This is a genomic window from Pseudomonas sp. LBUM1645, assembly GCF_059716185.1.
In genome coordinates this window covers 5,458,850-5,482,514 of record NZ_CP166811.1, presented here as the reverse complement: position 1 = coordinate 5,482,514, position 23,665 = coordinate 5,458,850, and the positions used below count along the sequence as shown (strand labels likewise).

The window sequence follows — 23,665 nt, the reverse complement described above, 5'->3', positions numbered from 1 at the left end:
TCCTACAGATCGGCCAGAGGATGCCGGCCTTCCCAAGCCTTGTGGAAATGCGCTTCTACCACTGCATCCGGCAGATTATTGATGTCTGGCCAGTGCCAATGCGGTTTTTGATCCTTGTCGATCAACCGTGCTCGCACGCCTTCGCTGAACTCAGGATGACGGCAGCAGTTGAGGCTCATGGTGTATTCCATCTGAAAGACTTGAGCCAGCGACATGTGCCGGGCGCGGGCGATCTGTTCCCACACCAGATGAGCGGTCAGGGGCGCGCCCTCGCTCATGGTTTTCGCGGCACGACTGAGTAGCATATCCGTGCTGTCACGCAGCTGGCTGATGGCCTTCCAGGCGCAGCGCACGTCACTGACATCCAGCAGCTCATCGATCTGCTGGCGTCGAGGTAGCCACTGGGCTTCGGGCATTTGCGCGATGGCTTCCTGTTGCAAGGCCTTGAGTAGACTGTTCAGCTGCATCGGCGTCTGTTCCTGCCAGTTCAACTGCAGCAGGCCTTCCATCAGCTCTTCCTGCTGTTCATCGAGCAGGAAACGGTCGGCCAGGTCGAGATCGATCGCATCGCGACCGTTCATATGGGCGCCGGTCAGGCCGAGAAACAATCCGAGCTTGCCGGGCAGGCGCGACAGAAACCAACTGGCCCCGACATCCGGGTACAAACCGATACTGATCTCCGGCATCGCCAACCGGCTGCTCGGCGTGACAATCCGGATGCCCGACCCTTGCAGCAGCCCCATGCCGCCGCCGAGCACATAGCCATGCCCCCAGCAGATCAGCGGTTTAGGGTACGTGTGCAGATTGAAGTCCAGGCGATATTCCGCCGCAAAGAAATGCGCGGCCAACGGCGGCACTTCGCCGGGATGGGCGCGACAGGCTTCCACCAGGCTGCGGACTTCGCCACCAGCGCAAAAGGCTTTGGCACCGTTACCGCGCAGCACGACGCAGACGATTTGCGGCTCTTTGGCCCAGGCGTCCAGTTGATCGCGCAAAGCGTTGATCATCGGCAAGGATAGGGCATTGAGGGACTTTTCGGCATCCAGGCTGGCGACTCCGATGCGTGCGCCGTCGGTGCCAGTGAGTTCTTCGAAGTGCAGATTCATCGTGACCTCGATCGGGAATTTGAGCGTTCAGTATGATCGCTGTACAGGAAAGTGCCGGATCTGCGTCAGATCAATTGACAAGCGTGATGGGCTTTCCTAGGGTTCGCCCCATTGTTTTTGCCGGATGTAACCATGACTGCTGACGACCGTATCAAACTCGAACCGAGCTGGAAGGAGGCACTGCGTGCCGAATTCGACCAGCCCTACATGGCAGAGTTGCGCAACTTCCTGCAAGAGGAGCGCGCGGCCGGCAAGGAAATCTACCCTCCAGGACCGATGATTTTCAACGCGCTCAATTCGACGCCGCTGGATAAAGTCAAAGTCGTCATCCTCGGCCAGGACCCGTACCACGGTCCGGGACAGGCCCACGGCTTGTGCTTTTCGGTGCAACCGGGCGTACCGGCGCCGCCGTCGCTGGTGAACATCTATAAAGAGTTGAAACGCGATCTGAACATCGATATTCCCAACCATGGCTATTTGCAGAGCTGGGCTGACCAGGGCGTGCTGATGCTCAACACCACCATGACGGTTGAGCGCGCGAATGCCAATGCGCACAAGGATAAGGGCTGGCAGTTTTTCACGGACCGGATCATTGAACTCGTCAGTCAGAAGCAGCCGCATCTGGTATTTATGCTGTGGGGCGCGCATGCCCAGAGCAAGCAGAAACTGATCGATGCCACCAAGCATCTGGTGCTGACGTCGGTGCATCCGTCACCGCTGTCCGCCTATCGCGGCTTCCTTGGGTGCGGGCACTTCAGCCGAACCAATAAGTTTCTGGAGCAGAATGGCGAGACGCCGATCGAATGGCGGTTGCCGCCAGTCTAAAAAGCATCGCGAGCAAGCTCGCTCCCACAAGGATCACGCGAACCCTGTGGGAGCGAGCTTGCTCGCGATGGGATCGACTCGGTCTATCAGACAGAATCCGGCTGCCGATTCCAATACTTGAACAACGGCTCCGCCAGAAACAACACAAACAACAGCCGCATCACCTGCATCGCCGTCACCAGCGGTACCGACAACTGCAACGTCTCTGCCGTCAGGCTCATCTCCGCAATCCCGCCGGGCATCATGCCTAACGTAAGCGAACGCAAATCTAGGTGGGTCAGCGCACTCAACCCCAATGCCGCCAGCGTGGCGATCAACATGGTCAGCACCGTGGCGATCAAGGTCCGCCCCATAAAAGAAGGGGCGCGCCGGAAAAACTGTCGATTGAAGTGACACCCCAACCCGCTGCCAATCAGCCATTGGCCGATCTGGCTGCCGCCATTGGGCAAACTGATGTGCAGATCCCAGCCAATGCTCACTGCCGCGCTCACCAACAACGGCCCGAACAGCCATGGATTGGGTTGGCGCAGACGCTCCCAGAGCCAGGCGGCGAGGGCGCCCGCCGGAAACAGAAGCGCCAGCCAGCGCCAGTCAACGGAAGTGGCATGGGACAGCGGTGCACCGTCACCCAACAAATACTTGAACGCCGCCGGCACACACAGCACCACCACCAACACCCGCAGGCTTTGCCCCGCCGCGACACGACTGAGCACCGCGCCGTTCCGCGCGCCGAGGTTGACCATCTCCCCGGAGCCGCCGGGCATGCTGGAAAAGAATGCGGTGGCGCGATCTTCACCGGTGCGCCGCATCAACCAGACCCCGACCACGGCCGACAGGCTGGTGACCAACGCACCGAAGAAGATCAGACCGAAGTGGCTCAGGACCTGCTCCATCACCACCGGGGTGAAGTGCAGGCCGATGCCAATGCCGACAATCCACTGGCCGCACTTGCGGCCGCCAGGGATTTCCGCCAATTGCCAGGGTGTCAGGCAGCGCACCAGGATGATCGCCAGCAACGAGCCGACCATCCACGGCAGTGGCCAGCCGATCTGGCTGGCCAGGTAACCGCCCAGCAGACCGACCAGCGGGGTTCCCCACCAGGCTTTGAAGGGTGTTCGATCAGACATCGGCGATAACGCGCCGGGCGACCGAGCGTTTGCGCCAGATTCGCAGGATCGGCATGAGCAGCATGATTGCGGTCAGTACCCAGACACCGAAGGTGATCGGGCTAGACCAGAGGATTTCCAGCGCACCATTGGAAATCGACAGGGCGCGACGCAGGTTTTGCTCCATCAAACCGCCGAGGATGAACCCCAGCAGAACCGGCGACAACGGGAAGTCCAGCTTGCGCAGGATGTAACCGAAGATGCCGATGCCGATCATCAGGAACAGGTCGAAGGTGGTGGCGTGCACCGCATAGACGCCGATCCCGGTGATGATCGCAATCACTGGCACCAGCGCCCAGTTCGGCACGGCCAGGATGCGGGTGAAGATGCGGATCATCGGTATGTTGAGGATCACCAGCATGATGTTGGCGACGAACAACGAAGCGATCAGGCCCCAGACAATGTCCGGTTGCTGTTGGAACAACAGCGGACCCGGGGTGATGTTGTACAGCGACAGCGCGCCGATCATCACCGCCGTGGTACCGGAACCCGGAACGCCGAGCGTCAGCATCGGCACCAGGGCACCGCAGGCAGCGCCACCGATAGCGGTTTCCGGCGCCGCGAGGCCACGCATGTCGCCTTGTCCGAACGTGCCATTGGCGCCGGCGATACGTTTTTCGGTCATGTAGGCCACGGCACTGGCCAGTGTTGCGCCGGCTCCCGGCAGAACGCCCATGATGAAACCGAGCAGACCGCAACGGATGTTCACCACGAACACCGACGATGCTTCCTTGAAGTTGAACATCATCCTGCCGGTAGCTTTCACCGCTTCCTGACCACGATGGGTTTTTTCCAGCAGCAGAAGGATTTCACTGATGGAAAACAAGCCCAGTACCAGCACCACGAACTGAATGCCGTCCGTCAAATGGATGTTATCCCCGGTGAAACGGTACACGCCGCTGTTGGCATCGATCCCGACGGTCGATAGAAACAAACCGATCAGCGCGGCGATAAAGGTCTTTAGTGGTCGGTCACCGGCCATGCCGCCGAGACAGACAATCGCAAACACCATCAGCACGAAGTATTCCGCGGGTCCGAAGGCAATCGCCCATTTCGCCAGCAGCGGGGCGAACAGCACCATGCCGCAAGTCGCGATGAACGCACCGATGAATGAGCTCCACGCCGACAGCGACAGCGCTACACCGGCCAGACCCTTGCGGGCCATCGGGTAACCGTCGAGGGTGGTCATGACGGTGGAGGCTTCGCCCGGAATGTTCAGCAGGATCGAGCTGATCCGGCCGCCGTATTCGCAACCAAGGTATACCGCCGCCAGCAGAATCAGAGCCGACTCCGGTGGCAGGCCGAGGGCGAATGCAATCGGAATCAGCAACGCCACGCCGTTGATCGGGCCCAGGCCTGGCAACAGCCCGACGACGGTGCCGATCAGGGTGCCGCACAGCGCGGTCACCAGGTTGTACGGGCTCAGCGCGACGCCGAAGCCCTGACCCAAATAGCCAAGAGTATCCATATCAGTTCTCCAGAACGTCGAGCACGCCCAGCGGCAGTGGCACGTCCATCACCTTGTCGAACAGCAGATAAAGACCGATAGCCATCAGGCTGATGATCACCGTGCTGGGTAGCCAGCGGCCGCCATACAGGCGTGCCATAGGGATTCCAATCAGAATGCTGGCGACGATGAAACCAAGGGGTTCGAAGGCCCCGGCGAACACCAGCAACAGCATTACGCAGATGCCGATTTTGATCAGGGTTTCACGGTCCAGTTTCGGGTCGTCGTCGCTGTGCACGATTGGCGTCGGACGAAACACCATGTACAGCAGACCAAGGCCCATCAGGCCGAGCATCAATAGCGGGAAGGCTCGCGGCCCCACCGGTTCGTAGGAAAAAGACGCTTGATACGGCCACGCCATCAGCGCCAGGCCAACACAGACCAGCAACAGCACCGAAGCAAAAATGCGTTGTAAGAGCATGGGAAACTCCTGTGCCGCAGCCCTCCAGAACGGGGGCCGCAGCCGCTAGACAGAGGCGATCACTGAATCAGGCCGAACTCTTTGGCCAGCACTTTGTAGTCCGTGACCTGCTTCTTCACGTAGGTGTCCAGCTCCGGGCCGGTCATGGCGAACGGGAAGAGCTCACGTTGATCGCGCAACTTGGCGAACTCCTCGGAAGCCAGCAGCTTGTCGAAAGCGTCTTTCCACCAGGCGTAGTCTTCGTCGCTGACCTTTGGCCCGAGGTAGAAGCCGCGAACCACTGGCCAGACGATGTCGTAGCCTTGCTCTTTGGCGGTCGGGATGTCTTTCATTTCCGGCTCGTCCAGACGCTTCTCGGAGAACACGGCCAGCAGGCGCATGTCACCGCTCTGGATGTGCGGCATGGAGTCGGAGATGTCGGTGCTGCCGACCTGGATGTGGCCGCCGAGCAGGGCGGTGGCGATTTCACCGCCGCCTTCGAGGGCGACGTAACGCAGGTCGCGCGGGTTGATCCCGGCAGCCTTGGCGATCAGGGCAGTTTGCATCCAGTCCTGGCTGCCGACGGTGCCGCCGGAGCCGATCACCACTTTGCTCGGATCTTTCTTCAACGCCTGAACCAGATCGTCTAGGTTCTTGTAAGGCGAATCGCTTTTCACCGCGATGGCGCCGTAGCTTGTTCCAACCGCCGCCAGCCAGCGCACGGCGTTTTCATCGAAACGACCAAACTTGCCTTGGGCCAGGTTCAACAGCGAACCGCTGGACCACGCTACCAGCGTGCCAGCATCGGCCGGACGCTGAGCGACCACCGCGTTGTATGCCACCGCGCCAACGCCGCCGGGCATGTAGGTCACGCGCATTGGTTTGGTCAGCAGTTTCTGATTCACCAACGCGCTTTGCGCCAGTTTGCAGGTCAGGTCGAAACCGCCACCGGGCGAGGCCGGGGCGATGCATTCCGGGCGTTTGGGTTCGGCGAGCAATTGGCCGGCGAACAGCATGCAGCTGGCGGCGAGGGCGAAACGGCGCAGTGATCGATTCATAGAAGTCTCCACGGGAGTTATTGTTTTTGGGGATGATTCAGGTGCGACGGTTTCGCGCCGTGCAGCCGGCTTCGGCGCTGGCACGCATAAACGATGGGAATCGGAAGAAAGGGTGGGGCGGACGAGCCTGGAGCTGAGTGGACAGCATGGTGCAGTACCTCGATTATTGTTCTTATTGGCGAAAACGCTTCATGGCGTTTTTCGGGAGCTACATTTCACAACACGTTGCAAACTACGATTGAATGGTCTGCAGTCGAAACCATCCGTGGGCCGACTCTAACGGTCCAACCTTTCACTAACCTTTCAGCAGTCTTTCACGGCTTTCGGGCTTCACAGCGGCGGTTGCGGCTGTAAACTCCGCGCCAAAGAATGGCGTCGACCATCCCTGAATGAGGTAAAGATCCATGCGTGTTCTGCTCGTCGAAGACCACCTGCAGCTCGCCGAAAGTGTCGCCCAGGCGCTCAAGAGCACCGGGCTGACCGTGGATGTGCTGCACGACGGTGTGGCGGCGGACCTGGCGTTGAGCAGCGAGGAATACGCCATGGCGATCCTCGACGTCGGCCTGCCGCGCATGGATGGCTTCGAAGTGCTGGCGCGCCTGCGGGCACGGGGCAAGAACCTGCCAGTGTTGATGTTGACCGCTCGCAGCGACGTCAAGGACCGGGTCCACGGCCTGAACCTCGGCGCTGACGATTACCTGGCCAAACCATTCGAACTGACCGAACTCGAAGCTCGGGTCAAAGCCTTGCTGCGCCGCAGTGTGCTCGGTGGTGAACGCCTGCAGCGCTGCGGCGTACTGGCCTATGACCTGGACACTCGGCGCTTCACCCTCGGCGAAGAGTTGCTGACCCTGACCTCCCGCGAGCAGGCAGTGCTCGAAGCCCTGATCGCCCGTCCTGGCCGGGTGATGAGCAAAGAGCAACTGGCTTCGCAAGTCTTCGGTCTGGACGAAGAGGCCAGCCCCGACGCCATCGAGATCTATGTTCATCGCCTGCGCAAAAAGCTTGATGGCCAACCGGTGGTCATCGTGACCTTCCGCGGTCTCGGCTACTTGCTGGAAAGCCGCGATGCATAAGCCCAGCAGCCTGCGCTGGCGGTTGCTGTGGAATCTGGCGTTGTTGCTGGTGGTGTTGATGTTGGCGAGTGGTTTGAGCGCTTACTGGAACGGTCGCGAAGCTGCCGACACCGCCTATGACCGGACCTTGCTGGCCTCGGCGCGGACCATCGCTGCGGGCGTCTCCCAGCGCGACGGCACGCTGAGCGCCGACGTGCCGTACGTGGCCCTCGATACCTTCGCCTACGACAGTGCGGGACGGATTTTTTACCTGGTCAACGACATCAATCAGAAACTGATCTCGGGCTACGAAAACCTGCCGCCACCGCCGCCGGGAACCCCGCGAACGGACGACTATCCGGCACTGGCGCGTTTCTATAACGCCAAGTACCAAGGGCAGAACGTGCGCGTGGTGAGCCTGCTCAAACCCGTGAGCGAGCCGAACATGAACGGCATGGCGGAAATCCGCGTGGCGGAAACCGATGAAGCGCGGGTCAGCATGGCCCGCAGCCTGGCAGCTGACACATTGTTGCGTCTGGGCATGCTGGCGGTGGGGGCGTTGTTGCTGGTGTGGTTTGCGGTCAGCGCCGCGTTGCGTCCGCTGGAACGCTTGCGCACGGCGGTGGAAGAGCGTCAGCCGGACGATTTGCGGCCATTGCCGTTGGTGGAAGTGCAGCACGAATTGTGGCCACTGGTGCGCGCGCTCAATCACTTCACCGAGCGCCTGCGCGGGCAGTTCGAGCGTCAGGCGCAGTTCATCGCCGATGCCGCCCATGAACTGCGTACTCCCCTGGCGGCGCTCAAGGCACGACTGGAACTGGGTTTGCGCTCGACTGAACCTGAAATCTGGCGCAGTACATTGGAAACCGCCGCCCAAGGCACGGACCGTTTGACCCACCTTGCCAATCAATTGCTCTCGCTGGCACGGGTCGAAAATGGTGCCCGGGCCATCGCCGAGGGCGGCGCGCAGTTGCTTGACCTCAGTCAGTTGGCTCGCGAACTCGGCATGGCCATGGCACCGCTGGCCCACGCACGCGGTGTGGCGCTGGCGCTGGAAGCGGATGAACCGGTGTGGTTGCGCGGCGAGCCAACGCTGTTGAACGAACTGTTGAGTAATCTGGTGGATAACGCGCTGGCGCACACGCCGTCGGGTGGCAACGTGATTCTTCGGGTCACGGCACCGGCCGTGTTGGAGGTCGAGGACGACGGCCCGGGCATTCCTCTTGAAGAGCGCGATCGGGTGTTTGAGCGCTTTTACCGGCGTAACCAGCAGGTGGCCGGTTCGGGGTTGGGACTGGCGATTGTTGGCGAGATCTGCCGCGCACACCTGGCTCAAATCAGCCTGCACGATGGAGAGCAGGCCGGGTTGAAGGTGCGGGTGAGTTTTATTGCGGGAGAGTGAACACAACCCTGTGGCGAGGGAGCTTGCTCCCGTTGGACTGCGCAGCAGTCCCTATTTGGGGCCGCCTCGCAGCCCAGCGGGAGCAAGCTCCCTCGCCACAGAAATCAGTAAAACATCGACTGCGACTCTTCCAGATCGCGGCACGTCGCCTCGTTCTCCGGATCAATCCCCAGTTTTTTGAACGCCGGCACGCTGAATGCGTCGATGCGCCCGAGAGGATGGTCGGTGTCCTTGTGGCAATACAGGCTGGCCACTTGCACCAGATCGACATAATCGACCCGCTCGGACTGTCGATTGAAGTCCAGATAAAGCCCCGGCACCTGTACCAGCATTTCCGGAAACTCCCAGACCCTGAGCAGTTTGTCGCCGAGCAGTGGATGAATGTGATCGATCACATGGTTGAGGCTGACCGGGTCAGCCAGCAGTTCATAGTGATCTTCGGCGTAGGTCAGGATCGGCAACACACCGATCTGATGCACCAGTCCGCCAAGGGCTGCCTGATCGGGCTTGAGTTGCGTGTACCGGCGGCACAATGCATAGCTAATCCCGGCGATTTCCAGGCTTTTGCGCCAGACATCGCGCATTTTCTGTTCCACCACCTCGGAGCGGGCATGGAAAATCTGTTCCATGACCAGACCGATGGCCAGGTTGCTGCTGTAATTGATGCCCAATCGAGTGATTGCCGTGTGCAGGTCAGTGACTTCCTGGGTTGCGCGCAACAGCGGGCTATTGACCACTTTGATCAGACGCGCCGACAGCGCGGTATCGCGGCTGATCACTTTGCTCAGGGTGCTGACACTGATTTCCGGGTCTTCAGCGGCCTTGCGAATCTGCAGGGCCACTTCCGGTAACGTTGGCAGAACCAGGTCATCGTTATCGATGGCCTCAACCAAATCCTGTTGGACCTTTTCCGCCAGATCGCTCATTTCGTTTCTCTAGGTGTTGCGACAAATGCTGCTGTTAACGCTGGATTTCGCGATCGCGATCCAGTTGGTAAGGCAGGTCAAGCAGGTGCAGGGCTGGCCCTTCGAGCGCGCCCAGATGGATATCACCCCCTTCAGCTGCTTCGGCTTGCAGCACGGCCAGGAGTTCAATGTTTTGCCCGGCGTTGGCGGCCAGCACCACTTCGCCAATAGAGCTGCCGTGAGTAGGGGAAAACAATTGTGTGCCAGGTTCAGGCAATTCGCTGGCATCCAGTGTCAGGCGATACAAGCGGCGCTTGAGTTTGCCCAGGTACTGCATGCGCGCGACGATTTCCTGGCCGGTGTAGCAGCCTTTCTTGAAGCTCACGCCACCCACGGCTTGCAGATTAAGCATCTGCGGGATGAACAACTCGCGGGTGCTCGGCATGACCTGACCGATCCCTGCGCGGATCTGGCCCAACAGCCATTGATTCAGATCGCCTTCGGCCAATACGGCGGACAGTTTGCCCTTGATGACGTCGGCCTGGTCGGCGGTGACCCAGAGTTCGGCGCGGTCCGGCGAGACGCGAATGGCGATCAAGCCGTCATTGCGCGCGACACTGTCGGTGTCGGCCGGAAGATCAAGACCGAGGCTGATCAGTGCCGCATCGCCATGGTCGACGCCGAAGCGGACCCAGGCGGCGCTTTCGTCGGTCAGTTTGGATTTGGAAAACACTGCGTACTTTTTCAGGTCCGCCAGTTGCGGTTCCAGCAGTTCGGTGGCCATGGCCATCAGAACGCCGTCGCCTTCCAGCAGGATGCGGAAACTCGACTGCATCCGGCCCTTCTGCGTGCAGCGGGCGCCGAGGCTGGCCTGGGTGTCACTCAGGTAATTGAGGTTGCAGGTCAATTGGCCTTGCAGGAATTTACTGGCATCCGCGCCGCGTATTGCGAGAACGCCTTCGTGAGACAGGGTGCAGAAAAAAGCAGAATCGGCCATGGGTCATCGCAGGGTAAAGAGTCTGGAGGACATCATAAGGGGGCGCTCTTGAAATGGGTAGTTCACAAAGGATCGTTGGTGGCCGACCAAAGCCGAGTGTTCGACTCTGCCTGGGGCTGTATACTTGCCGCCTATTTGAGGAGCGCTCCATGGTCGAAGATGTTGAACTGAATCGCCTCTACTGGCACAGCCGCCGCGGCATGCTTGAGCTTGACGTGTTGCTGGTACCGTTCGTGAAAGAGGTCTATCCGCACCTCAATGATGTCGACCGCGATTGCTACCGCAGGCTGCTCGAATGCGAAGATCAGGACATGTTCGGCTGGTTCATGGAACGCGCCGAATCGGAAGATCCGGAGCTTCAGCGCATGGTTCGCATGATCCTGGATCGTGTCCAGCCCAAGTAATGCGTTCGAATGCCGCTGGCATGCCTCACGGCAATTGCTGGCGGCGTATCTTCTGGCCCAGCTGTTCGCGCTGGGTTCGCTGTACCTTCTCTCTATACCGGTCTGGGCCAGTCTGCTCGGCGCTTTTTGCTGTCTGGCTCACGGCGCTTGGGCGTTACCGCGACAGATACTGCTGACACACCCAAGGGCATTTCGCGGCTTGCGTCGCGATGCCGATGGCTGGCAGTTGTGGAATCAGGCAACAGGTTGGCAGCCAGTGCAGTTGCGACCGGACAGCTTGGCATTGCCATTGATTGTGGTGCTGCGTTTTCGACTGCGAGACGAGCGGCGGGTCAGATCAATCTGCGTTCCCCGTGACTCGCAGGCGGCGGATCTGCACCGGCGCCTGCGGGTTCGGCTTACGTTCAGTCGACGTAGGTGGGGGGCACCAGAATAGTGTCCAGGGCAACCGGCAGCATGTTTGGATAGTCGAGGGTGTAATGCAGGCCGCGACTCTCCTTGCGTTCCATGGCTGACTGAATCATCAGTTCGGCCACTTGGGCCAGGTTACGCAGTTCGATCAAGTCCCGACTGACCTTGTAGTTGCTGTAGAACTCGTCAATTTCGTCCAGCAACAACCGCACGCGGTGCTGTGCCCGTTGCAAGCGCTTGTTGGTGCGCACAATGCCGACGTAGTCCCACATGAATCGGCGCAGTTCGTCCCAGTTGTGCGCAATGATCACGTCCTCATCGGAGTCGGTGACCTGGCTCGCATCCCAGACGGGCAGGGCGATCGGAACCGAAACCTGCGGCAACTGCTCAAGAATGTCCGCCGCCGCCGAACGCGCGTAAACGAAACACTCGAGTAACGAGTTGCTCGCCATGCGGTTGGCGCCGTGCAGGCCGGTGAAGCTGGTTTCGCCAATGGCATATAGCCCCGGCACATCGGTGCGACCCTGCTGATCGACCATCACGCCGCCGCACGTGTAGTGCGCTGCCGGAACCACCGGAATCGGTTGTTTGGTGATGTCGATGGAGAATTCGAGGCAGCGTTCGTACACCGTCGGGAAGTGAGTCTTGATGAACGCTTCCGGCTTGTGGCTGATGTCCAGATAGACACAATCGACGCCCAGGCGCTTCATTTCATGGTCGATGGCCCGGGCGACGATGTCGCGTGGGGCCAGCTCGGCGCGAGGGTCGAAGCGTTGCATGAAGCGTTCGCCGTTGGGCAGCTTCAGGTGTGCGCCTTCGCCGCGCAGGGCTTCGGTGATCAGGAAACTCTTGGCCTGCGGGTGATACAGGCAAGTGGGGTGGAACTGGTTGAATTCCAGATTCGCCACCCGGCAGCCCGAACGCCAGGCCATGGCAATGCCATCACCGCAGGCGCCGTCGGGGTTGCTGGTATAGAGATAGACCTTTGCTGCGCCACCCGACGCGAGGATCACGAAGCGAGCGCCGTAGGTGTCGACTTCACCGGTCCCGCGATTGAGGACGTAGGCGCCGAGGCAGCGATCACCTTCAAGGCCCAGGCGCTTTTCGGTGATCAGGTCGACCGCGACCCGCTGTTCCAGCAGTTCGATGTTCGGTCGTTGCCTGGCCTTGTCGAGCAAGGTTCTGAAAATCGCTGCGCCCGTGGCATCGGCGGCATGGATGATGCGCCGATGGCTGTGACCGCCTTCGCGGGTCAGGTGGAACTCGAATCCGCCATCTTCGGTGCCGGACTGTTCATCGCGCGTGAAAGGCACACCTTGGTCGATCAGCCATTGAATCGCCTCTTTACTGTGCTCGACGGTAAAGCGCACAGCGTCTTCGTGGCACAGGCCGCCGCCAGCATTGAGGGTGTCATCGACATGTGATTCAACGGTGTCGGTGTCATCCAGGACGGCAGCGACGCCACCCTGGGCCCAGAAAGTCGAGCCATTGGCGAGGTCGCCTTTGCTCAGTACGGCGATGCGCAAATGACCGGGCAAGGTCAGCGCAAGGCTCAAGCCGGCAGCGCCGCTGCCAATTACCAGAACATCGTGTTGAAACTGTTGGCTCATTTCAGGATTCCGCTCAAAGCGACCCGGGTCGGGGTTGGCGCAAGACGCCTGGATCGGCGAGTCAAGACAGCCACACAGCCCACTAGTATATAGAGGGGGGGAGCGGCACAATAGCGAGCACACATGGCATTGTGAAACTACTGTGACGGAAAATACCTGACGCTTCGTCGGATGGTTTTTCGGCCGATTCGGCGACAAGACGACTGTATCAACGATTTAACAGTCTTTTTCTATTCACGGTTGCACAATGTCGGTTCTGCGCAGCTATAAATATTTGGAACTTTTGCCAAAGGCCCAAGATCAATAGACCGTTGCCTGATTCAAGGGACAGTGTCGGCTTCAACGCGGGATCTGTGATTTGATCCTTGCCGGCGAATCCGATGACAAGATTATTCGCGCAGCCGGGTTAACCCGCGCTGCGCTTTTCGTGCGTGCCAAATCAGAGCCCGCAGGAAACTTGCTTGGAGGGGGAGAACTTTTGCGAAAAGCCCGAGTCTATGTTTGCAAGTCTGGTCGTTTAGTTATGCAAGCCTCCTCCGAGCTTATCGAGGAGTGTTCATGCTAACCCAGGAAGAGGATCAGCAGCTGGTCGAACGCGTTCAGCGCGGCGACAAGCGAGCTTTCGATCTGCTAGTGCTGAAATACCAGCACAAAATTCTCGGGTTGATCGTGCGTTTCGTGCACGACACCCATGAAGCCCAGGATGTGGCGCAGGAAGCCTTTATCAAGGCGTACCGTGCACTTGGAAATTTTCGCGGGGACAGCGCGTTTTATACGTGGCTTTACCGCATCGCCATCAACACGGCGAAAAACTATCTGGTTTCACGCGGCCGTCGGCCGCCGGATAGCGATGTCAGTTCCGAGGATGCAGAGTTCTACGATGGCGATCATGGCCTCAAGGATCTCGAGTCGCCAGAACGTGCATTGCTGCGGGATGAGATCGAAGGCACCGTCCATCGAACCATTCAGCAACTGCCAGAAGATTTGCGTACGGCTTTAACTTTACGTGAATTCGATGGTCTGAGTTACGAGGACATTGCGGCCGTCATGCAATGTCCGGTGGGTACCGTGCGCTCCCGGATTTTCCGCGCTCGGGAAGCCATCGATAAAGCCCTGCAGCCGTTGTTGCAGGAAAACTGAGACAGCGGCGACAGCCAAGAGAGGAACGCCATGAGTCGTGAAGCCCTGCAGGAATCGCTGTCCGCAGTGATGGATAACGAAGCGGACGAATTGGAATTGCGTCGGGTATTGAATGCCTTTGACGATGTTGAAACCCGTGATACCTGGGCTCGTTATCAAATCGCTCGGGCAGTTATGCACAAGGATTTGCTGCTTCCACGTCTGGATATCGCTGCGGCAGTCTCTGCTGCGCTGGCTGACGAAGCTGTACCTGCAAAAGCCTCCCGTGGTCCATGGCGCAGCCTGGGTCGTCTGGCGGTCGCTGCTTCGGTAACCCTCGCCGTACTGGCAGGTGTTCGTCTGTATAACCAGGACGAGATCGCTGGGGTCGAACTGGCTCAGCAATCCAGTCAACCTGGTCTGGCCGTTCCTCAGGTCAAGGGTCCAGCTGTATTAGCAGGCTACAATGAGAGTTCGGAAGCCACTGGCCCTATGGCCAACGGCGTATTGCAAGGTCAGCCAGGCTGGCACGATCAGCGTCTGCCAGGCTACTTGCGCCAACATGCTCAACAGGCTGCACTGAAAGGTACTGAGAGCGCTCTGCCTTACGCTCGTGCAGCAAGTCTGGAAAACCGTTAAGGAGGATCATGCGCGCCATCCCTCTACTTACGCTTCTGCTCGGTGGCTGGTTTGTTGTTCCAGCCCATGCTGATGAAGCCCAGGACTGGTTGACCCGTCTGGGCCAAGCCGAGCAACAGCAAAGCTTTCACGGTACATTCGTCTACGAGCGTAACGGTAGTTTCTCTACCCATAACATCTGGCACCGCGTCCAGGATGGCAAGGTCCGCGAGCGTTTACTCCAGCTCGACGGCTCGGCACAGGAAGTCGTGCGCATTGATGGGCGTACTCAATGCGTCAGCGGCATTCTGATAGCAGGACTTGGAGATTCCCCCAGCTCCTCTGCTCGTGCACTCGATCCACAAAAGCTAAAGAATTGGTATGACCTTGCCGTCATTGGCAAGTCGCGTGTGGCCGGGCGTGCGGCGGTGATCGTTTCACTGACGCCTCGCGATCAACACCGCTACGGTTTTGAATTGCATCTGGATAAAGAAACCGGCCTGCCTCTCAAATCATTGCTTCTGAATGAACGAGGGCAGTTGCTGGAGCGATTCCAGTTCACGCAACTGGATACCGCCGATGTTCCGTCTGACAGTGACTTGCAGCCTGGCGCCGATTGCAAAACTATTGCACTCGACAGCGACAAGGCTTCTGCAATCAAGGCAGCGCAAGTATGGCGTTCGGACTGGTTACCACCTGGTTTCGAGCTGACCAGCAGTACCTCCCGTAAGGATCCAGAGACCAAAACCCAAGTCAACAGTCTGATGTATGACGATGGTCTGGCCCGTTTCTCGGTTTTCCTTGAGCCGTTGAATGGCGCAACAATTACTGACACTCGCACCCAGTTGGGGCCGACCGTTGCAGTTTCCCGACGCTTGACTACCCCGCAAGGCGAGATGATGGTGACCGTGGTCGGTGAGATTCCGATTGGCACCGCTGAACGGATTGCGCTATCCATGCGCAGCGACGCCACTGCAACCAAGTAGTGAGCTGAAATCGAAATGTTTGGTGAGCATTTCAACTTGCAAATATTCCCGATTTTTTCTATAGGTCAGAGCCCCTCGGCTCTGGCCTTGTTTGTTGTTCCCGGAACAAAAATACCGGCGTATCTTTCCCGGTGTTCCTTGCTCCATATCGCTTAACCATGCTCGTCGTAACGGGAGCCGTATGTCGATACCACGCTTGAAGTCTTATCTCTCCATTTTTGCCACCGTGCTGGTGCTTGGTCAGGCGGTCGCTGTTCAGGCGGCCGAGTTGCCTGACTTCACACAGTTGGTCGAGCAGGCCTCGCCCGCGGTGGTGAACATCAGTACCACGCAGAAACTGCCGGACCGCAAAGTGTCGAGCCAGGAGATGCCTAACCTTGATGACTTGCCGCCAATGCTGCGCGAGTTCTTCGAGCGCGGCATGCCGCCACAGCCTCGTACGCCACGCGGTGATCGTCAGCGCGAAGCCCAGTCCCTGGGTTCGGGGTTCATCATCTCGCCTGATGGCTACATCCTGACCAACAACCATGTAATCGCCGATGCCGACGAAATTCTCGTTCGTCTCGCCGACCGCAGCGAATTGAAGGCCAAGCTGATCGGCACCGATCCGCGTTCCGACGTGGCTCTGTTGAAAATCGAAGGCAAGGATCTGCCGGTCCTGAAACTCGGCAAATCCCAGGATCTGAAAGCCGGCCAGTGGGTCGTGGCTATTGGCTCGCCATTTGGTTTCGACCATACCGTGACCCAAGGTATCGTCAGCGCCATCGGTCGCAGCCTGCCGAACGAAAACTATGTGCCATTCATCCAGACCGACGTGCCGATCAACCCGGGTAACTCTGGTGGTCCGCTGTTCAACCTGGCCGGTGAAGTGGTCGGCATCAACTCGCAGATCTACACCCGTTCCGGCGGCTTCATGGGCGTGTCGTTCGCGATCCCTATTGACGTCGCCATGGACGTTTCCAATCAGCTCAAAAGCGGCGGTAAAGTCAGCCGTGGCTGGTTGGGTGTGGTGATTCAGGAAGTGAACAAAGACCTGGCCGAGTCGTTCGGTCTGGATAAACCAGCCGGCGCGCTGGTGGCTCAGATCCAGGATGACGGCCCGGCAGCCAAGGGTGGCCTGCAAGTAGGTGACGTGATCCTGACCATGAACGGTCAACCGATCGTCATGTCCGCCGATCTGCCACACCTGGTGGGCGCGCTGAAGGCCGGCTCGAAAGCTGATCTGGAAGTGATTCGTGAAGGTAAGCGCAAGAATGTCGAGTTGACTGTCGGCGCTATCCCGGAAGAAGGCAAAGAGCTGGATGCGCTGCCGAAATCTGCCACCGAGCGCAGCAGCAATCGCCTGGGTGTTTCCGTGGTCGAGCTGACTGATGAGCAGAAGAAAACCTACGACCTCAAAGGCGGCGTCGTCATCAAGGAAGTCCAGGACGGTCCTGCTTCTCTGATTGGCCTGCAGCCAGGCGACGTGATCACTCACCTGAACAATCAGGCGATTGGTTCAACCAAGGAGTTCACGGATATCGCCAAGGCGCTGCCGAAGAACCGCTCGGTGTCGATGCGGGTTCTGCGTCAAGGACGCGCCAGCTTCATCACCTTCAAACTGGCTGAATAATCCGGTTGTTGGCTGAATAAAAAACCGCCTCGAAAGAGGCGGTTTTTTTGTGCCTGTCTTTTTGTTTGAGAGGCAGATCAGCCCATCATGTCCTTGATCATGCGCTCTTGCTCCATCAGCTCACGTTGCCGTGCGTCGATTCGCGATGACAGCGGAAAGTTGGTGCCTGCCTTGCGCTTGGCGAAGTCCAGTTGCTGAATGGCCTGACGGTAATCCCCGACCAGGGCGAAATACTCGGCGCGGGCCTGATGCAGGCCGATGATGTTGCCTGACAGGCCGCGAGTCTCGGCCACCATGTACCAGACGTCCGGATCATCAGGACGGCTCTTGAGCAGATTCTCCAGTGCTTTTTCCGCGTCGGGCGCACGGTTCTGCTTGAGCAGCAGATCGACTCGCACCGAATTCAGCGGATAGTTGCCGGGGTACTGCGTCAACATCCGGTCAACCCGGGACTGGGCGTCCGGCAGACGATTGTTGGTGATGTCCAGATCGACCTGCGCCAGGTTGTAGATGATCTCGTTCGGCGACTTGGCCAGCAGCAACTTGAGGTTTTCCCGCGCTTCATTCAGCTGGCCGCCCTTGATCTGGGCGATGGCCAGGCCATAGCGAGCGACATCATTTTTCGGGTTTTCATCAAGCTGGGCGCGAAAGCGTTTGGCGCCCAGGCCCGGGGTTTCTTCATAGATCAACTGGACCCGTGCACGAATCAGTTGATAACGCATCGTGTCTTCGATGCCGCCGGGTTTTGCCTGTTCGGCGCGGTTGCGCGTGTCAGCGATCCGCGACTCGGTCACCGGGTGAGTCAGCAGAAATTCCGGTGGCTTGGCGTCAAAGCGGTATTGGCGCGCCAATCGCTCGAACATGGTCGGCATCGAGCGCGGGTCGTAACCGGCCTTTTCCAGATTAAGAATGCCGATGCGGTCAGCTTCCTGTTCGTTCTGGCGAGAGAAGCGCCGCTGTTCCTGAATGGCCGCCGCCTGCGTACCCGCAATGGCCGCGATCCCGGCATCGCCGGCGCCAGCTGCGGCAATCACAATCCCGGCCAGCAGCGCGGCCATCATCGGCACCTGCATGCGTTGTTGGGCTTCGACGCCACGGGCGAAGTGGCGCTGCGACAAGTGAGCCAATTCGTGAGCGAGTACGGAGGCGTATTCGCCTTCGGTCTGGGCATTGAGGAACAAGCCGCCGTTAACCCCGACAATGCCGCCCGGTGCCGCGAAGGCGTTGAGTTGCGGGCTGTTGATCAGGATGAACTCCAGGCGCCGGTCATTGACCTGGCTGGTCTCAACCAGCCTGTAGACGCTGGATTCGACGTAGTCCTTGAGCTGTGGATCGTTGAGCTGCGAAACCTGGCTGCGCAACAGCGCTAGCCAGGCACGGCCCAACTGGTGTTCCTGTTGGGGCGAGACGATGGCAGAACTGGCGTCACCGAGTGACGGCAGGTCGTCGGCGAAGCCCGGTGAGGCGAGCAGGCAAGCGAGCGTCAGCAGGGTAGGGCGCAAAAAAGTCATGCACAAAGCCTTAGTCGACAAAGACCTTACTGTAGCCGGACACTACGCTTCGGACCAGATATTCTAGCCGTTCGACCACCTGACCCCGGAGTGATGCAATGACCGACGCTGTAGCCCATGACGCCGAGCTCGACGCCAGCGGCCTGAATTGCCCCTTGCCGTTGCTCAAGGCCAAGATGGAACTCAATCGACTGGCCAGCGGCGCAGTGCTGAAGGTAATTGCCACCGACGCGGGCTCGCAGCGCGACTTCCGCACCTTTGCCCGATTGGCCGGTCATACGCTGCTTCGTGAAGAAGATGAAGCGGGTGTTTACCGCTACTGGTTGAAAAAAGCCTGAATTCTGCTGCGTTCGTTTCTAAGGATTATTGATGTTCAAGGTGTTACGCGACTGGATTCAGCGCTACTTCTCCGATGAAGAAGCCGTTGTGCTGGCGGTCCTGCTGTTTCTGGCGTTTACCGCCGTGCTAACGCTGGGCGGCATGCTTGCACCCGTGCTGGCCGGGATGGTGCTGGCCTATCTGATGCAAGGGTTGGTCGTCACTCTCGAACGCCTGCGCATGCCGGGCGGGGTGGCGGTGGGGTTGGTCTTTGCGTTGTTCATGGGGCTATTGCTGGTGTTCATCGTGGTTGTGGTGCCGTTGCTCTGGCATCAGTTGATCACGCTGTTCAATGAACTGCCCGGCATGCTCGCCAAATGGCAGTCGTTGTTATTGCTGCTGCCCGAGCGCTACCCGCATCTGGTATCCGATGAGCAGGTGCTGCAGGCCATCGAAGTGGCGCGGGGCGAGATTGGCAAGTTCGGTCAGTGGGCGCTGACGTTCTCGCTGTCGAGTCTGCCGCTGCTGGTGAACATCATGATCTACCTGGTGCTGGTACCGATCCTGGTGTTTTTCTTTCTCAAGGACCGGGAGATGATCGGTCAGTGGGTGCGTGGTTACCTGCCCCGTGAGCGGGCGCTGATCACCCGGGTCGCCCACGAGATGAACCGGCAGATCGCCAACTACATTCGCGGCAAGGTCATCGAGATTTTCATTTGCGGTGGCGTGACCTACATCGGTTTCGTTGTTCTGGGCCTCAACTACGCGGCACTGCTGGCATTACTGGTGGGCGTTTCGGTGGTGGTGCCTTACGTTGGCGCTGTGGTGGTGACCGTGCCGGTCATGCTGATTGCGCTGTTCCAGTGGGGCTGGAGCGATCAGTTCATCTATTTGATGGCGGTCTACGGGATCATCCAGACGCTGGACGGCAACGTGCTGGTGCCGCTGCTGTTCTCGGAAGCGGTCAATCTGCATCCAGTGGCGATCATCTGCGCAGTGTTGTTGTTTGGCGGGCTGTGGGGGTTTTGGGGCGTGTTTTTTGCGATTCCGCTCGCAACCCTGTTCAAGGCCGTACTGGACGCATGGCCGCGCAAAGAGCCGGTGGTGGCGCCGCTGCTTTAACTACCAAATTTGAATATGTGGTGGGAGTCGGGCCTCATCGCGAGCAAGCTCGCTCCCACATGTTGACCGCGTCCATCGGGACAACTCGGTCCACTGTGGGAGCGGGCTTGCCCGCGATGGCGTCGGAACAGGCGCCAAAAAACTTAAGCCTTGTTCAACGCCTGTGCAGCCGCCAGAACAGCATCCACATGGCCCGGCACCTTCACACCGCGCCATTCCTGACGCAGCACACCGTCCTTGTCGATCAGGAACGTGCTGCGATCAACGCCCATATATTCTTTGCCATAGAGTTTTTTCAGCTTGATCACGTCGAACTGCTGGCAGAGCGCTTCTTCCTTGTCGCTGATCAGCTCGAAGGTGAACGCCTGCTTGGCCTTGAAGTTTTCGTGTGATTTAAGGCTGTCGCGGGACACGCCGAAGACTTCGGTGTTGGCGGCTTTAAAGGCATCAAGCTGATCACGAAAGCCCTGACCCTGAGTGGTGCAGCCTGGCGTGCTGTCCTTCGGATAGAAGTAAATCACCACCTGCTTGCCTTTGAGGCTCGCGAGGTTGACGGTCTGCCCGCTGGTGGCGGGTGCGTCGAAGTCGGCAACCGGTTGGTCGATGGCAACGGCCATGAAAGCTTCCTTACATTGGGTTTTGTGGGCGCCACGGTTCGATCAGGGCATCCAGGTTCAGCGCGTCGGCGAAATCCAGGAACTGATCGCGCAGCCAGCTGATTTGCACACCGGCCGGCAAGGTCACGGTAAACGTGGCATTGAGCATGGTGCCGCCGGTTTGCGGAGCCTGATAGGTGTCGCAGGTCAGGTTCTCGAGCTCGACGTTGTGGTCCATAAAGAACTGGCACAGCTCGTTGATGATGTCCGAGCGGTAAGCCGAGCTGACATAAGCGACGTATGGCAGGGCCTGAGGACGATTCTCCAGCGCTGCGCTGCGCACCACATTGACCGTAAAGGCGTGCTTCTTGGCGAGGCTCGGCAGGCTGCCTTCGAGGCGCGCCAGGGCGTCCCAGCTGCCGGAGATCTCGAGGATCAACGCACTGCACTCGCCATGACGCGTCAGGCGAGAGGTGACCACGGCGCAGCGGTTTTCATGGCTGGCGCGGCACAGGACGTTAGTCAGCTCCATGGGGTTGGCGCCGAGGGCACTGATGACAAGGAATTGTTCGCGAACTGTGGGGGTGGACATGCAGCATTCCTAAAGCGATGAGCGGTCGATACTTCTACGGGCTTTTTTTACCGGGAGCGAGCCTGCGGATGCGAATTCAAAAAACCCGAGCCGCAAGGTTGCAACGTGCTCCAGAGTGGCAAGAGCGAGGGGTGGCAACGCTGGATCGGGGCTTGTGATGCCGAAAATGGAGGCTGGAACCCGGCGTACGAGCTTATCAGTACCGATCAAAGTCTGAAGGGTAGCGAAAAGCAGCGCCAAGGGGAATGGCAGCAGCGCAGTACTTCGCTTGTACAAGCATCTTGGCGCCAGTACCATTACCGCTCTCTTTTTCCGGCAGGAGCGGTTGCATGATTGCGGGCAGTATGGTGGCACTGGTCACACCCATGGATGCACAAGGTCGTCTCGACTGGGACAGCCTGAGCAAACTGGTGGACTTTCACCTGCAAAACGGCACCCACGCGATCGTGGCGGTCGGCACCACAGGTGAATCGGCCACCCTTGACGTGAACGAGCACATCGAAGTGATTCGTTACGTGGTGAAGCAAGTTGCAGGGCGCATTCCGGTGATCGCCGGTACCGGCGCGAACTCGACTCGCGAAGCCATCGAGCTGACCACCAATGCGAAGACCGCCGGCGCCGATGCTTGCCTGCTGGTGACGCCGTATTACAACAAGCCGACCCAGGAAGGCTTGTACCAGCACTTCAAGGCCATCGCCGAAGCCGTCGACATCCCGCAGATCCTTTATAACGTGCCCGGCCGTACGGCGTGCGACATGCTGGCCGAAACCGTGATCCGCCTGTCGACCGTGAAAAATATCATCGGCATCAAGGAAGCCACCGGCGACCTGTCCCGTGCCAAGGCCATCATCGACGGCGTGAGCAAAGACTTCCTGGTGATCTCCGGTGACGACGCCACCGCAGTCGAGCTGATCCTGCTTGGCGGCAAGGGCAACATCTCGGTGACCGCCAACGTCGCTCCGCGTGACATGGCCGACCTGTGCAACGCTGCTCTGAAAGGCGACGCCGTGACGGCCCGCGCGATTCACGAAAAGCTGATGCCGCTCAATAAAACCCTGTTTATCGAATCCAACCCTATCCCCGTGAAATGGGCACTGCATGAAATGGGCTTGATGCCGGACGGTATCCGTCTGCCGCTCACCTGGCTCAGTGCTGCCTGTCACGAACCGCTGCGGCAGGCCATGCGCCAGTCCGGCGTCCTGGTTTAATTGAGGAAGTACTACGCATGAAGCGATTGGCCGGACTTTCCGCACTTGCCTTGATCATCTCCAGCACCAGTGGCTGCGGATGGGTCTGGGGCCCGGAAGGTTATTTCCGTGACCGCGGTAGCGATTACCTGGAAGCGCAACAGACTGCACCCATGCAATTGCCGTCGGATGTCAGCACCGCCAAACGTCTGGATCCGCTGTTGCCGATCCCGCGCAACGTGGCCGATGACACCGTCAAGGGCGAGTACATCGTGCCTCGTCCGCAGCCGTTGTCGGCAGGGGCCGACGCCAGCGCCTACTCCCTGCAAAAGACCGGTGATTCGCGCTGGATCGTCGCTCAGAACCCACCGGCCGAAGCCTGGCCAGTGGCTGTGCAGTTCTTCCAGGACAACGGTTTCCGTCTGGACGAACAGCGTCCGCAAACCGGCGAATTCACCACCACCTGGCAGCATTCCGACGAACTGTCCGCCGCGATGGCCAAGCGCCTGAGCGCGGCCGGTGTCGGCGCTGACAGCGAAACCCGCGTGCGGGTCCGCATAGAGCCAGGCGTGCAGCGAAATACCAGTGAAATCTACGTGGTCAGCGCCGAGCGTCCTGCCGGCAGCACCGCCGACGTGGCCTTCACCAACCGTTCGGTCAACACTGGCCTGGACGCGGCACTGGTCGACGACATGCTCGCGAGCATGAGCCGCACCTCGGAGAAGGGCGGTTCGGTCTCCATGCTGGCGTCGCGTGACTCCGATACGCCAAGTCGTGTCAGCCTGAGCGAAGACGGCAGCGGTAACCCTGTCCTGAACGTCGGCACCGATCTGGATCGTGCCTGGTCGAGCGTCGGTCGTGCGCTGGAACAGGGCGAATGGCGCGTAGAAGACATCAACCGCAGTTTGGGTCTGTACTACATCAACCTGGCCGAAAAAGCCGAGAAGAAGGACGAGAAGCCAGGTTTCTTCAGTGGTCTGTTCGGCAGCAAGCCGGACAAGGAAGAAGTTGAAGCCCGTGCCGAGCGTTATCAGGTTCGTCTGAGCAAGGTTGGCGACAACGTCCAGGTCACCGTCGAGAAAAACATCAACACCGTGGCGCCAGCAGATGTGGCGCGCAAAGTGTTGAGCGTGATTCAGGACAACCTGGGCTGATCAC

The 23,665-nt window shown here is 59.4% G+C and carries 24 protein-coding genes; 13 read left to right on the top strand and 11 right to left on the bottom strand.

Going from position 1 to position 23,665, the window contains the following annotated elements:
* Positions 1–2: 2 nt before the first annotated feature.
* Complete coding sequence (gene dspII, locus ACA079_RS24825) at positions 3–1,106, bottom strand: enoyl-CoA hydratase/isomerase DspII (RefSeq protein WP_497701285.1); 1,104 nt, start codon at positions 1,104–1,106, stop codon at positions 3–5.
* Positions 1,107–1,238: 132 nt separating this feature from the next.
* On the opposite strand from dspII, the gene ung reads away from it, so the two are divergent.
* Positions 1,239–1,931: a uracil-DNA glycosylase gene (gene ung, locus ACA079_RS24820; protein ID WP_497701284.1), complete on the top strand. Its 693-nt coding sequence runs from the start codon at positions 1,239–1,241 to the stop codon at positions 1,929–1,931.
* An 86-nt stretch (positions 1,932–2,017) separates the two neighbouring features.
* Here ung and ACA079_RS24815 read toward each other — a convergent pair whose 3' ends face one another.
* The 4 genes from ACA079_RS24815 to ACA079_RS24800 are packed head-to-tail and all read right to left on the bottom strand — an operon-like array spanning position 2,018 to position 6,062.
* Positions 2,018–3,058, bottom strand: a complete 1,041-nt coding sequence (locus ACA079_RS24815) for an AbrB family transcriptional regulator (protein ID WP_497701283.1) — start codon at positions 3,056–3,058, stop codon at positions 2,018–2,020.
* Positions 3,051–4,565 carry a tripartite tricarboxylate transporter permease gene (locus ACA079_RS24810; protein WP_192406616.1) on the bottom strand — a complete coding sequence of 505 codons (1,515 nt, stop codon included), beginning with the start codon at positions 4,563–4,565 and terminating at the stop codon, positions 3,051–3,053. Before ACA079_RS24810 ends, ACA079_RS24815 begins: the two co-directional genes overlap by 8 nt.
* Position 4,566: 1 nt before the next feature.
* On the bottom strand, positions 4,567–5,025 hold the full coding sequence (locus ACA079_RS24805) for a tripartite tricarboxylate transporter TctB family protein (protein ID WP_497701282.1): 459 nt from the start codon (positions 5,023–5,025) through the stop codon (positions 4,567–4,569).
* Positions 5,026–5,084: 59 nt separating this feature from the next.
* Positions 5,085–6,062, bottom strand: a complete 978-nt coding sequence (locus ACA079_RS24800; protein WP_497701281.1) for a Bug family tripartite tricarboxylate transporter substrate binding protein — start codon at positions 6,060–6,062, stop codon at positions 5,085–5,087.
* 404 nt (positions 6,063–6,466) lie between these two features.
* Here ACA079_RS24800 and ACA079_RS24795 point away from each other — a divergent pair, with 404 nt between their 5' ends.
* Positions 6,467–7,138: a response regulator gene (locus ACA079_RS24795; protein ID WP_008153060.1), complete on the top strand. Its 672-nt coding sequence runs from the start codon at positions 6,467–6,469 to the stop codon at positions 7,136–7,138.
* Complete coding sequence (locus ACA079_RS24790; protein ID WP_497701280.1) at positions 7,131–8,519, top strand: sensor histidine kinase; 1,389 nt, start codon at positions 7,131–7,133, stop codon at positions 8,517–8,519. Before ACA079_RS24795 ends, ACA079_RS24790 begins: the two co-directional genes overlap by 8 nt.
* A 104-nt stretch (positions 8,520–8,623) precedes the next feature.
* Here the strand turns inward: ACA079_RS24790 and ACA079_RS24785 are convergent, their stop codons facing one another.
* Complete coding sequence (locus ACA079_RS24785) at positions 8,624–9,445, bottom strand: HDOD domain-containing protein (protein WP_497701279.1); 822 nt, start codon at positions 9,443–9,445, stop codon at positions 8,624–8,626.
* A 34-nt stretch (positions 9,446–9,479) separates the two neighbouring features.
* On the bottom strand, positions 9,480–10,421 hold the full coding sequence (ygfZ, locus tag ACA079_RS24780; protein ID WP_497701278.1) for a CAF17-like 4Fe-4S cluster assembly/insertion protein YgfZ: 942 nt from the start codon (positions 10,419–10,421) through the stop codon (positions 9,480–9,482).
* A gap of 149 nt (positions 10,422–10,570) precedes the next feature.
* Here ygfZ and ACA079_RS24775 point away from each other — a divergent pair, with 149 nt between their 5' ends.
* Together ACA079_RS24775 and ACA079_RS24770 are read left to right on the top strand one after the other, a co-directional pair.
* A complete protein-coding gene (locus ACA079_RS24775) occupies positions 10,571–10,825 on the top strand; it encodes an FAD assembly factor SdhE (RefSeq protein ID WP_033054070.1) in 255 nt (84 codons plus the stop codon).
* Positions 10,809–11,261 carry a protein YgfX gene (locus ACA079_RS24770; protein WP_497701277.1) on the top strand — a complete coding sequence of 151 codons (453 nt, stop codon included), beginning with the start codon at positions 10,809–10,811 and terminating at the stop codon, positions 11,259–11,261. The genes ACA079_RS24775 and ACA079_RS24770 overlap by 17 nt, the downstream gene beginning before the upstream one ends.
* Here the strand turns inward: ACA079_RS24770 and nadB are convergent.
* Complete coding sequence (gene nadB / locus ACA079_RS24765) at positions 11,230–12,846, bottom strand: L-aspartate oxidase (protein WP_033054068.1); 1,617 nt, start codon at positions 12,844–12,846, stop codon at positions 11,230–11,232. The two genes, ACA079_RS24770 and nadB, sit on opposite strands and share 32 nt — an antisense overlap.
* Positions 12,847–13,404: 558 nt before the next feature.
* Between nadB and rpoE the strand changes: the two genes are divergently transcribed.
* From rpoE to ACA079_RS24745, 4 genes are all read left to right on the top strand, one after another.
* Positions 13,405–13,986 (top strand): RNA polymerase sigma factor RpoE/AlgU, encoded by a 582-nt coding sequence (gene rpoE, locus ACA079_RS24760; RefSeq protein ID WP_007944079.1) that lies wholly within the window; start codon positions 13,405–13,407, stop codon positions 13,984–13,986.
* A gap of 30 nt (positions 13,987–14,016) precedes the next feature.
* Positions 14,017–14,604: a sigma-E factor negative regulatory protein gene (locus tag ACA079_RS24755; protein ID WP_033054066.1), complete on the top strand. Its 588-nt coding sequence runs from the start codon at positions 14,017–14,019 to the stop codon at positions 14,602–14,604.
* 8 nt (positions 14,605–14,612) lie between these two features.
* Entirely contained in the window at positions 14,613–15,569 is a 957-nt protein-coding gene (locus tag ACA079_RS24750; RefSeq protein ID WP_497701276.1) for a MucB/RseB C-terminal domain-containing protein, read from the top strand.
* A 181-nt stretch (positions 15,570–15,750) separates the two neighbouring features.
* Positions 15,751–17,181 (top strand): DegQ family serine endoprotease, encoded by a 1,431-nt coding sequence (locus ACA079_RS24745; RefSeq protein WP_415770836.1) that lies wholly within the window; start codon positions 15,751–15,753, stop codon positions 17,179–17,181.
* A 77-nt stretch (positions 17,182–17,258) separates the two neighbouring features.
* Here the strand turns inward: ACA079_RS24745 and ACA079_RS24740 are convergent, their stop codons facing one another.
* Positions 17,259–18,692, bottom strand: coding sequence for a M48 family metalloprotease (locus ACA079_RS24740; RefSeq protein WP_095127927.1), 1,434 nt, complete (start codon positions 18,690–18,692; stop codon positions 17,259–17,261).
* A gap of 98 nt (positions 18,693–18,790) precedes the next feature.
* On the opposite strand from ACA079_RS24740, the gene ACA079_RS24735 reads away from it, so the two are divergent.
* Both ACA079_RS24735 and ACA079_RS24730 read left to right on the top strand, forming a co-directional pair.
* The gene (locus ACA079_RS24735) at positions 18,791–19,030 is read left to right on the top strand and encodes a sulfurtransferase TusA family protein (RefSeq protein ID WP_007930235.1); all 240 of its coding nucleotides are present in this window, start codon (positions 18,791–18,793) and stop codon (positions 19,028–19,030) included.
* A 31-nt stretch (positions 19,031–19,061) separates the two neighbouring features.
* Positions 19,062–20,132, top strand: coding sequence for an AI-2E family transporter (locus ACA079_RS24730; RefSeq protein ID WP_046055715.1), 1,071 nt, complete (start codon positions 19,062–19,064; stop codon positions 20,130–20,132).
* Positions 20,133–20,275: 143 nt separating this feature from the next.
* On the opposite strand, the gene ACA079_RS24725 is transcribed toward ACA079_RS24730, so the two are convergent.
* A complete protein-coding gene (locus ACA079_RS24725; protein WP_497701275.1) occupies positions 20,276–20,749 on the bottom strand; it encodes a peroxiredoxin in 474 nt (157 codons plus the stop codon).
* 10 nt (positions 20,750–20,759) lie between these two features.
* Positions 20,760–21,320 (bottom strand): glycine cleavage system transcriptional repressor, encoded by a 561-nt coding sequence (locus ACA079_RS24720; protein ID WP_008034925.1) that lies wholly within the window; start codon positions 21,318–21,320, stop codon positions 20,760–20,762.
* Positions 21,321–21,649: 329 nt separating this feature from the next.
* Between ACA079_RS24720 and dapA the strand changes: the two genes are divergently transcribed.
* Positions 21,650–22,528 carry a 4-hydroxy-tetrahydrodipicolinate synthase gene (gene dapA / locus ACA079_RS24715; RefSeq protein WP_129441946.1) on the top strand — a complete coding sequence of 293 codons (879 nt, stop codon included), beginning with the start codon at positions 21,650–21,652 and terminating at the stop codon, positions 22,526–22,528.
* A gap of 17 nt (positions 22,529–22,545) precedes the next feature.
* Positions 22,546–23,661 carry an NlpB/DapX family lipoprotein gene (gene bamC, locus ACA079_RS24710; protein WP_497701274.1) on the top strand — a complete coding sequence of 372 codons (1,116 nt, stop codon included), beginning with the start codon at positions 22,546–22,548 and terminating at the stop codon, positions 23,659–23,661.
* Positions 23,662–23,665 lie beyond the last annotated feature (4 nt).

What these genes read in the sequence shown, in the direction of transcription:
- dspII (WP_497701285.1), bottom strand. Translation starts at nt 1,106, where the DNA reads ATGAATCTGCACTTCGAAGAACTCACTGGCACCGACGGCGCACGCATC.
- ung (WP_497701284.1), top strand. Translation starts at nt 1,239, where the DNA reads ATGACTGCTGACGACCGTATCAAACTCGAACCGAGCTGGAAGGAGGCA.
- ACA079_RS24815 (WP_497701283.1), bottom strand. Translation starts at nt 3,058, where the DNA reads ATGTCTGATCGAACACCCTTCAAAGCCTGGTGGGGAACCCCGCTGGTC.
- ACA079_RS24810 (WP_192406616.1), bottom strand. Translation starts at nt 4,565, where the DNA reads ATGGATACTCTTGGCTATTTGGGTCAGGGCTTCGGCGTCGCGCTGAGC.
- ACA079_RS24805 (WP_497701282.1), bottom strand. Translation starts at nt 5,025, where the DNA reads ATGCTCTTACAACGCATTTTTGCTTCGGTGCTGTTGCTGGTCTGTGTT.
- ACA079_RS24800 (WP_497701281.1), bottom strand. Translation starts at nt 6,062, where the DNA reads ATGAATCGATCACTGCGCCGTTTCGCCCTCGCCGCCAGCTGCATGCTG.
- ACA079_RS24795 (WP_008153060.1), top strand. Translation starts at nt 6,467, where the DNA reads ATGCGTGTTCTGCTCGTCGAAGACCACCTGCAGCTCGCCGAAAGTGTC.
- ACA079_RS24790 (WP_497701280.1), top strand. Translation starts at nt 7,131, where the DNA reads ATGCATAAGCCCAGCAGCCTGCGCTGGCGGTTGCTGTGGAATCTGGCG.
- ACA079_RS24785 (WP_497701279.1), bottom strand. Translation starts at nt 9,445, where the DNA reads ATGAGCGATCTGGCGGAAAAGGTCCAACAGGATTTGGTTGAGGCCATC.
- ygfZ (WP_497701278.1), bottom strand. Translation starts at nt 10,421, where the DNA reads ATGGCCGATTCTGCTTTTTTCTGCACCCTGTCTCACGAAGGCGTTCTC.
- ACA079_RS24775 (WP_033054070.1), top strand. Translation starts at nt 10,571, where the DNA reads ATGGTCGAAGATGTTGAACTGAATCGCCTCTACTGGCACAGCCGCCGC.
- nadB (WP_033054068.1), bottom strand. Translation starts at nt 12,846, where the DNA reads ATGAGCCAACAGTTTCAACACGATGTTCTGGTAATTGGCAGCGGCGCT.
- rpoE (WP_007944079.1), top strand. Translation starts at nt 13,405, where the DNA reads ATGCTAACCCAGGAAGAGGATCAGCAGCTGGTCGAACGCGTTCAGCGC.
- ACA079_RS24755 (WP_033054066.1), top strand. Translation starts at nt 14,017, where the DNA reads ATGAGTCGTGAAGCCCTGCAGGAATCGCTGTCCGCAGTGATGGATAAC.
- ACA079_RS24750 (WP_497701276.1), top strand. Translation starts at nt 14,613, where the DNA reads ATGCGCGCCATCCCTCTACTTACGCTTCTGCTCGGTGGCTGGTTTGTT.
- ACA079_RS24745 (WP_415770836.1), top strand. Translation starts at nt 15,751, where the DNA reads ATGTCGATACCACGCTTGAAGTCTTATCTCTCCATTTTTGCCACCGTG.
- ACA079_RS24740 (WP_095127927.1), bottom strand. Translation starts at nt 18,692, where the DNA reads ATGACTTTTTTGCGCCCTACCCTGCTGACGCTCGCTTGCCTGCTCGCC.
- ACA079_RS24735 (WP_007930235.1), top strand. Translation starts at nt 18,791, where the DNA reads ATGACCGACGCTGTAGCCCATGACGCCGAGCTCGACGCCAGCGGCCTG.
- ACA079_RS24730 (WP_046055715.1), top strand. Translation starts at nt 19,062, where the DNA reads ATGTTCAAGGTGTTACGCGACTGGATTCAGCGCTACTTCTCCGATGAA.
- ACA079_RS24725 (WP_497701275.1), bottom strand. Translation starts at nt 20,749, where the DNA reads ATGGCCGTTGCCATCGACCAACCGGTTGCCGACTTCGACGCACCCGCC.
- ACA079_RS24720 (WP_008034925.1), bottom strand. Translation starts at nt 21,320, where the DNA reads ATGTCCACCCCCACAGTTCGCGAACAATTCCTTGTCATCAGTGCCCTC.
- dapA (WP_129441946.1), top strand. Translation starts at nt 21,650, where the DNA reads ATGATTGCGGGCAGTATGGTGGCACTGGTCACACCCATGGATGCACAA.
- bamC (WP_497701274.1), top strand. Translation starts at nt 22,546, where the DNA reads ATGAAGCGATTGGCCGGACTTTCCGCACTTGCCTTGATCATCTCCAGC.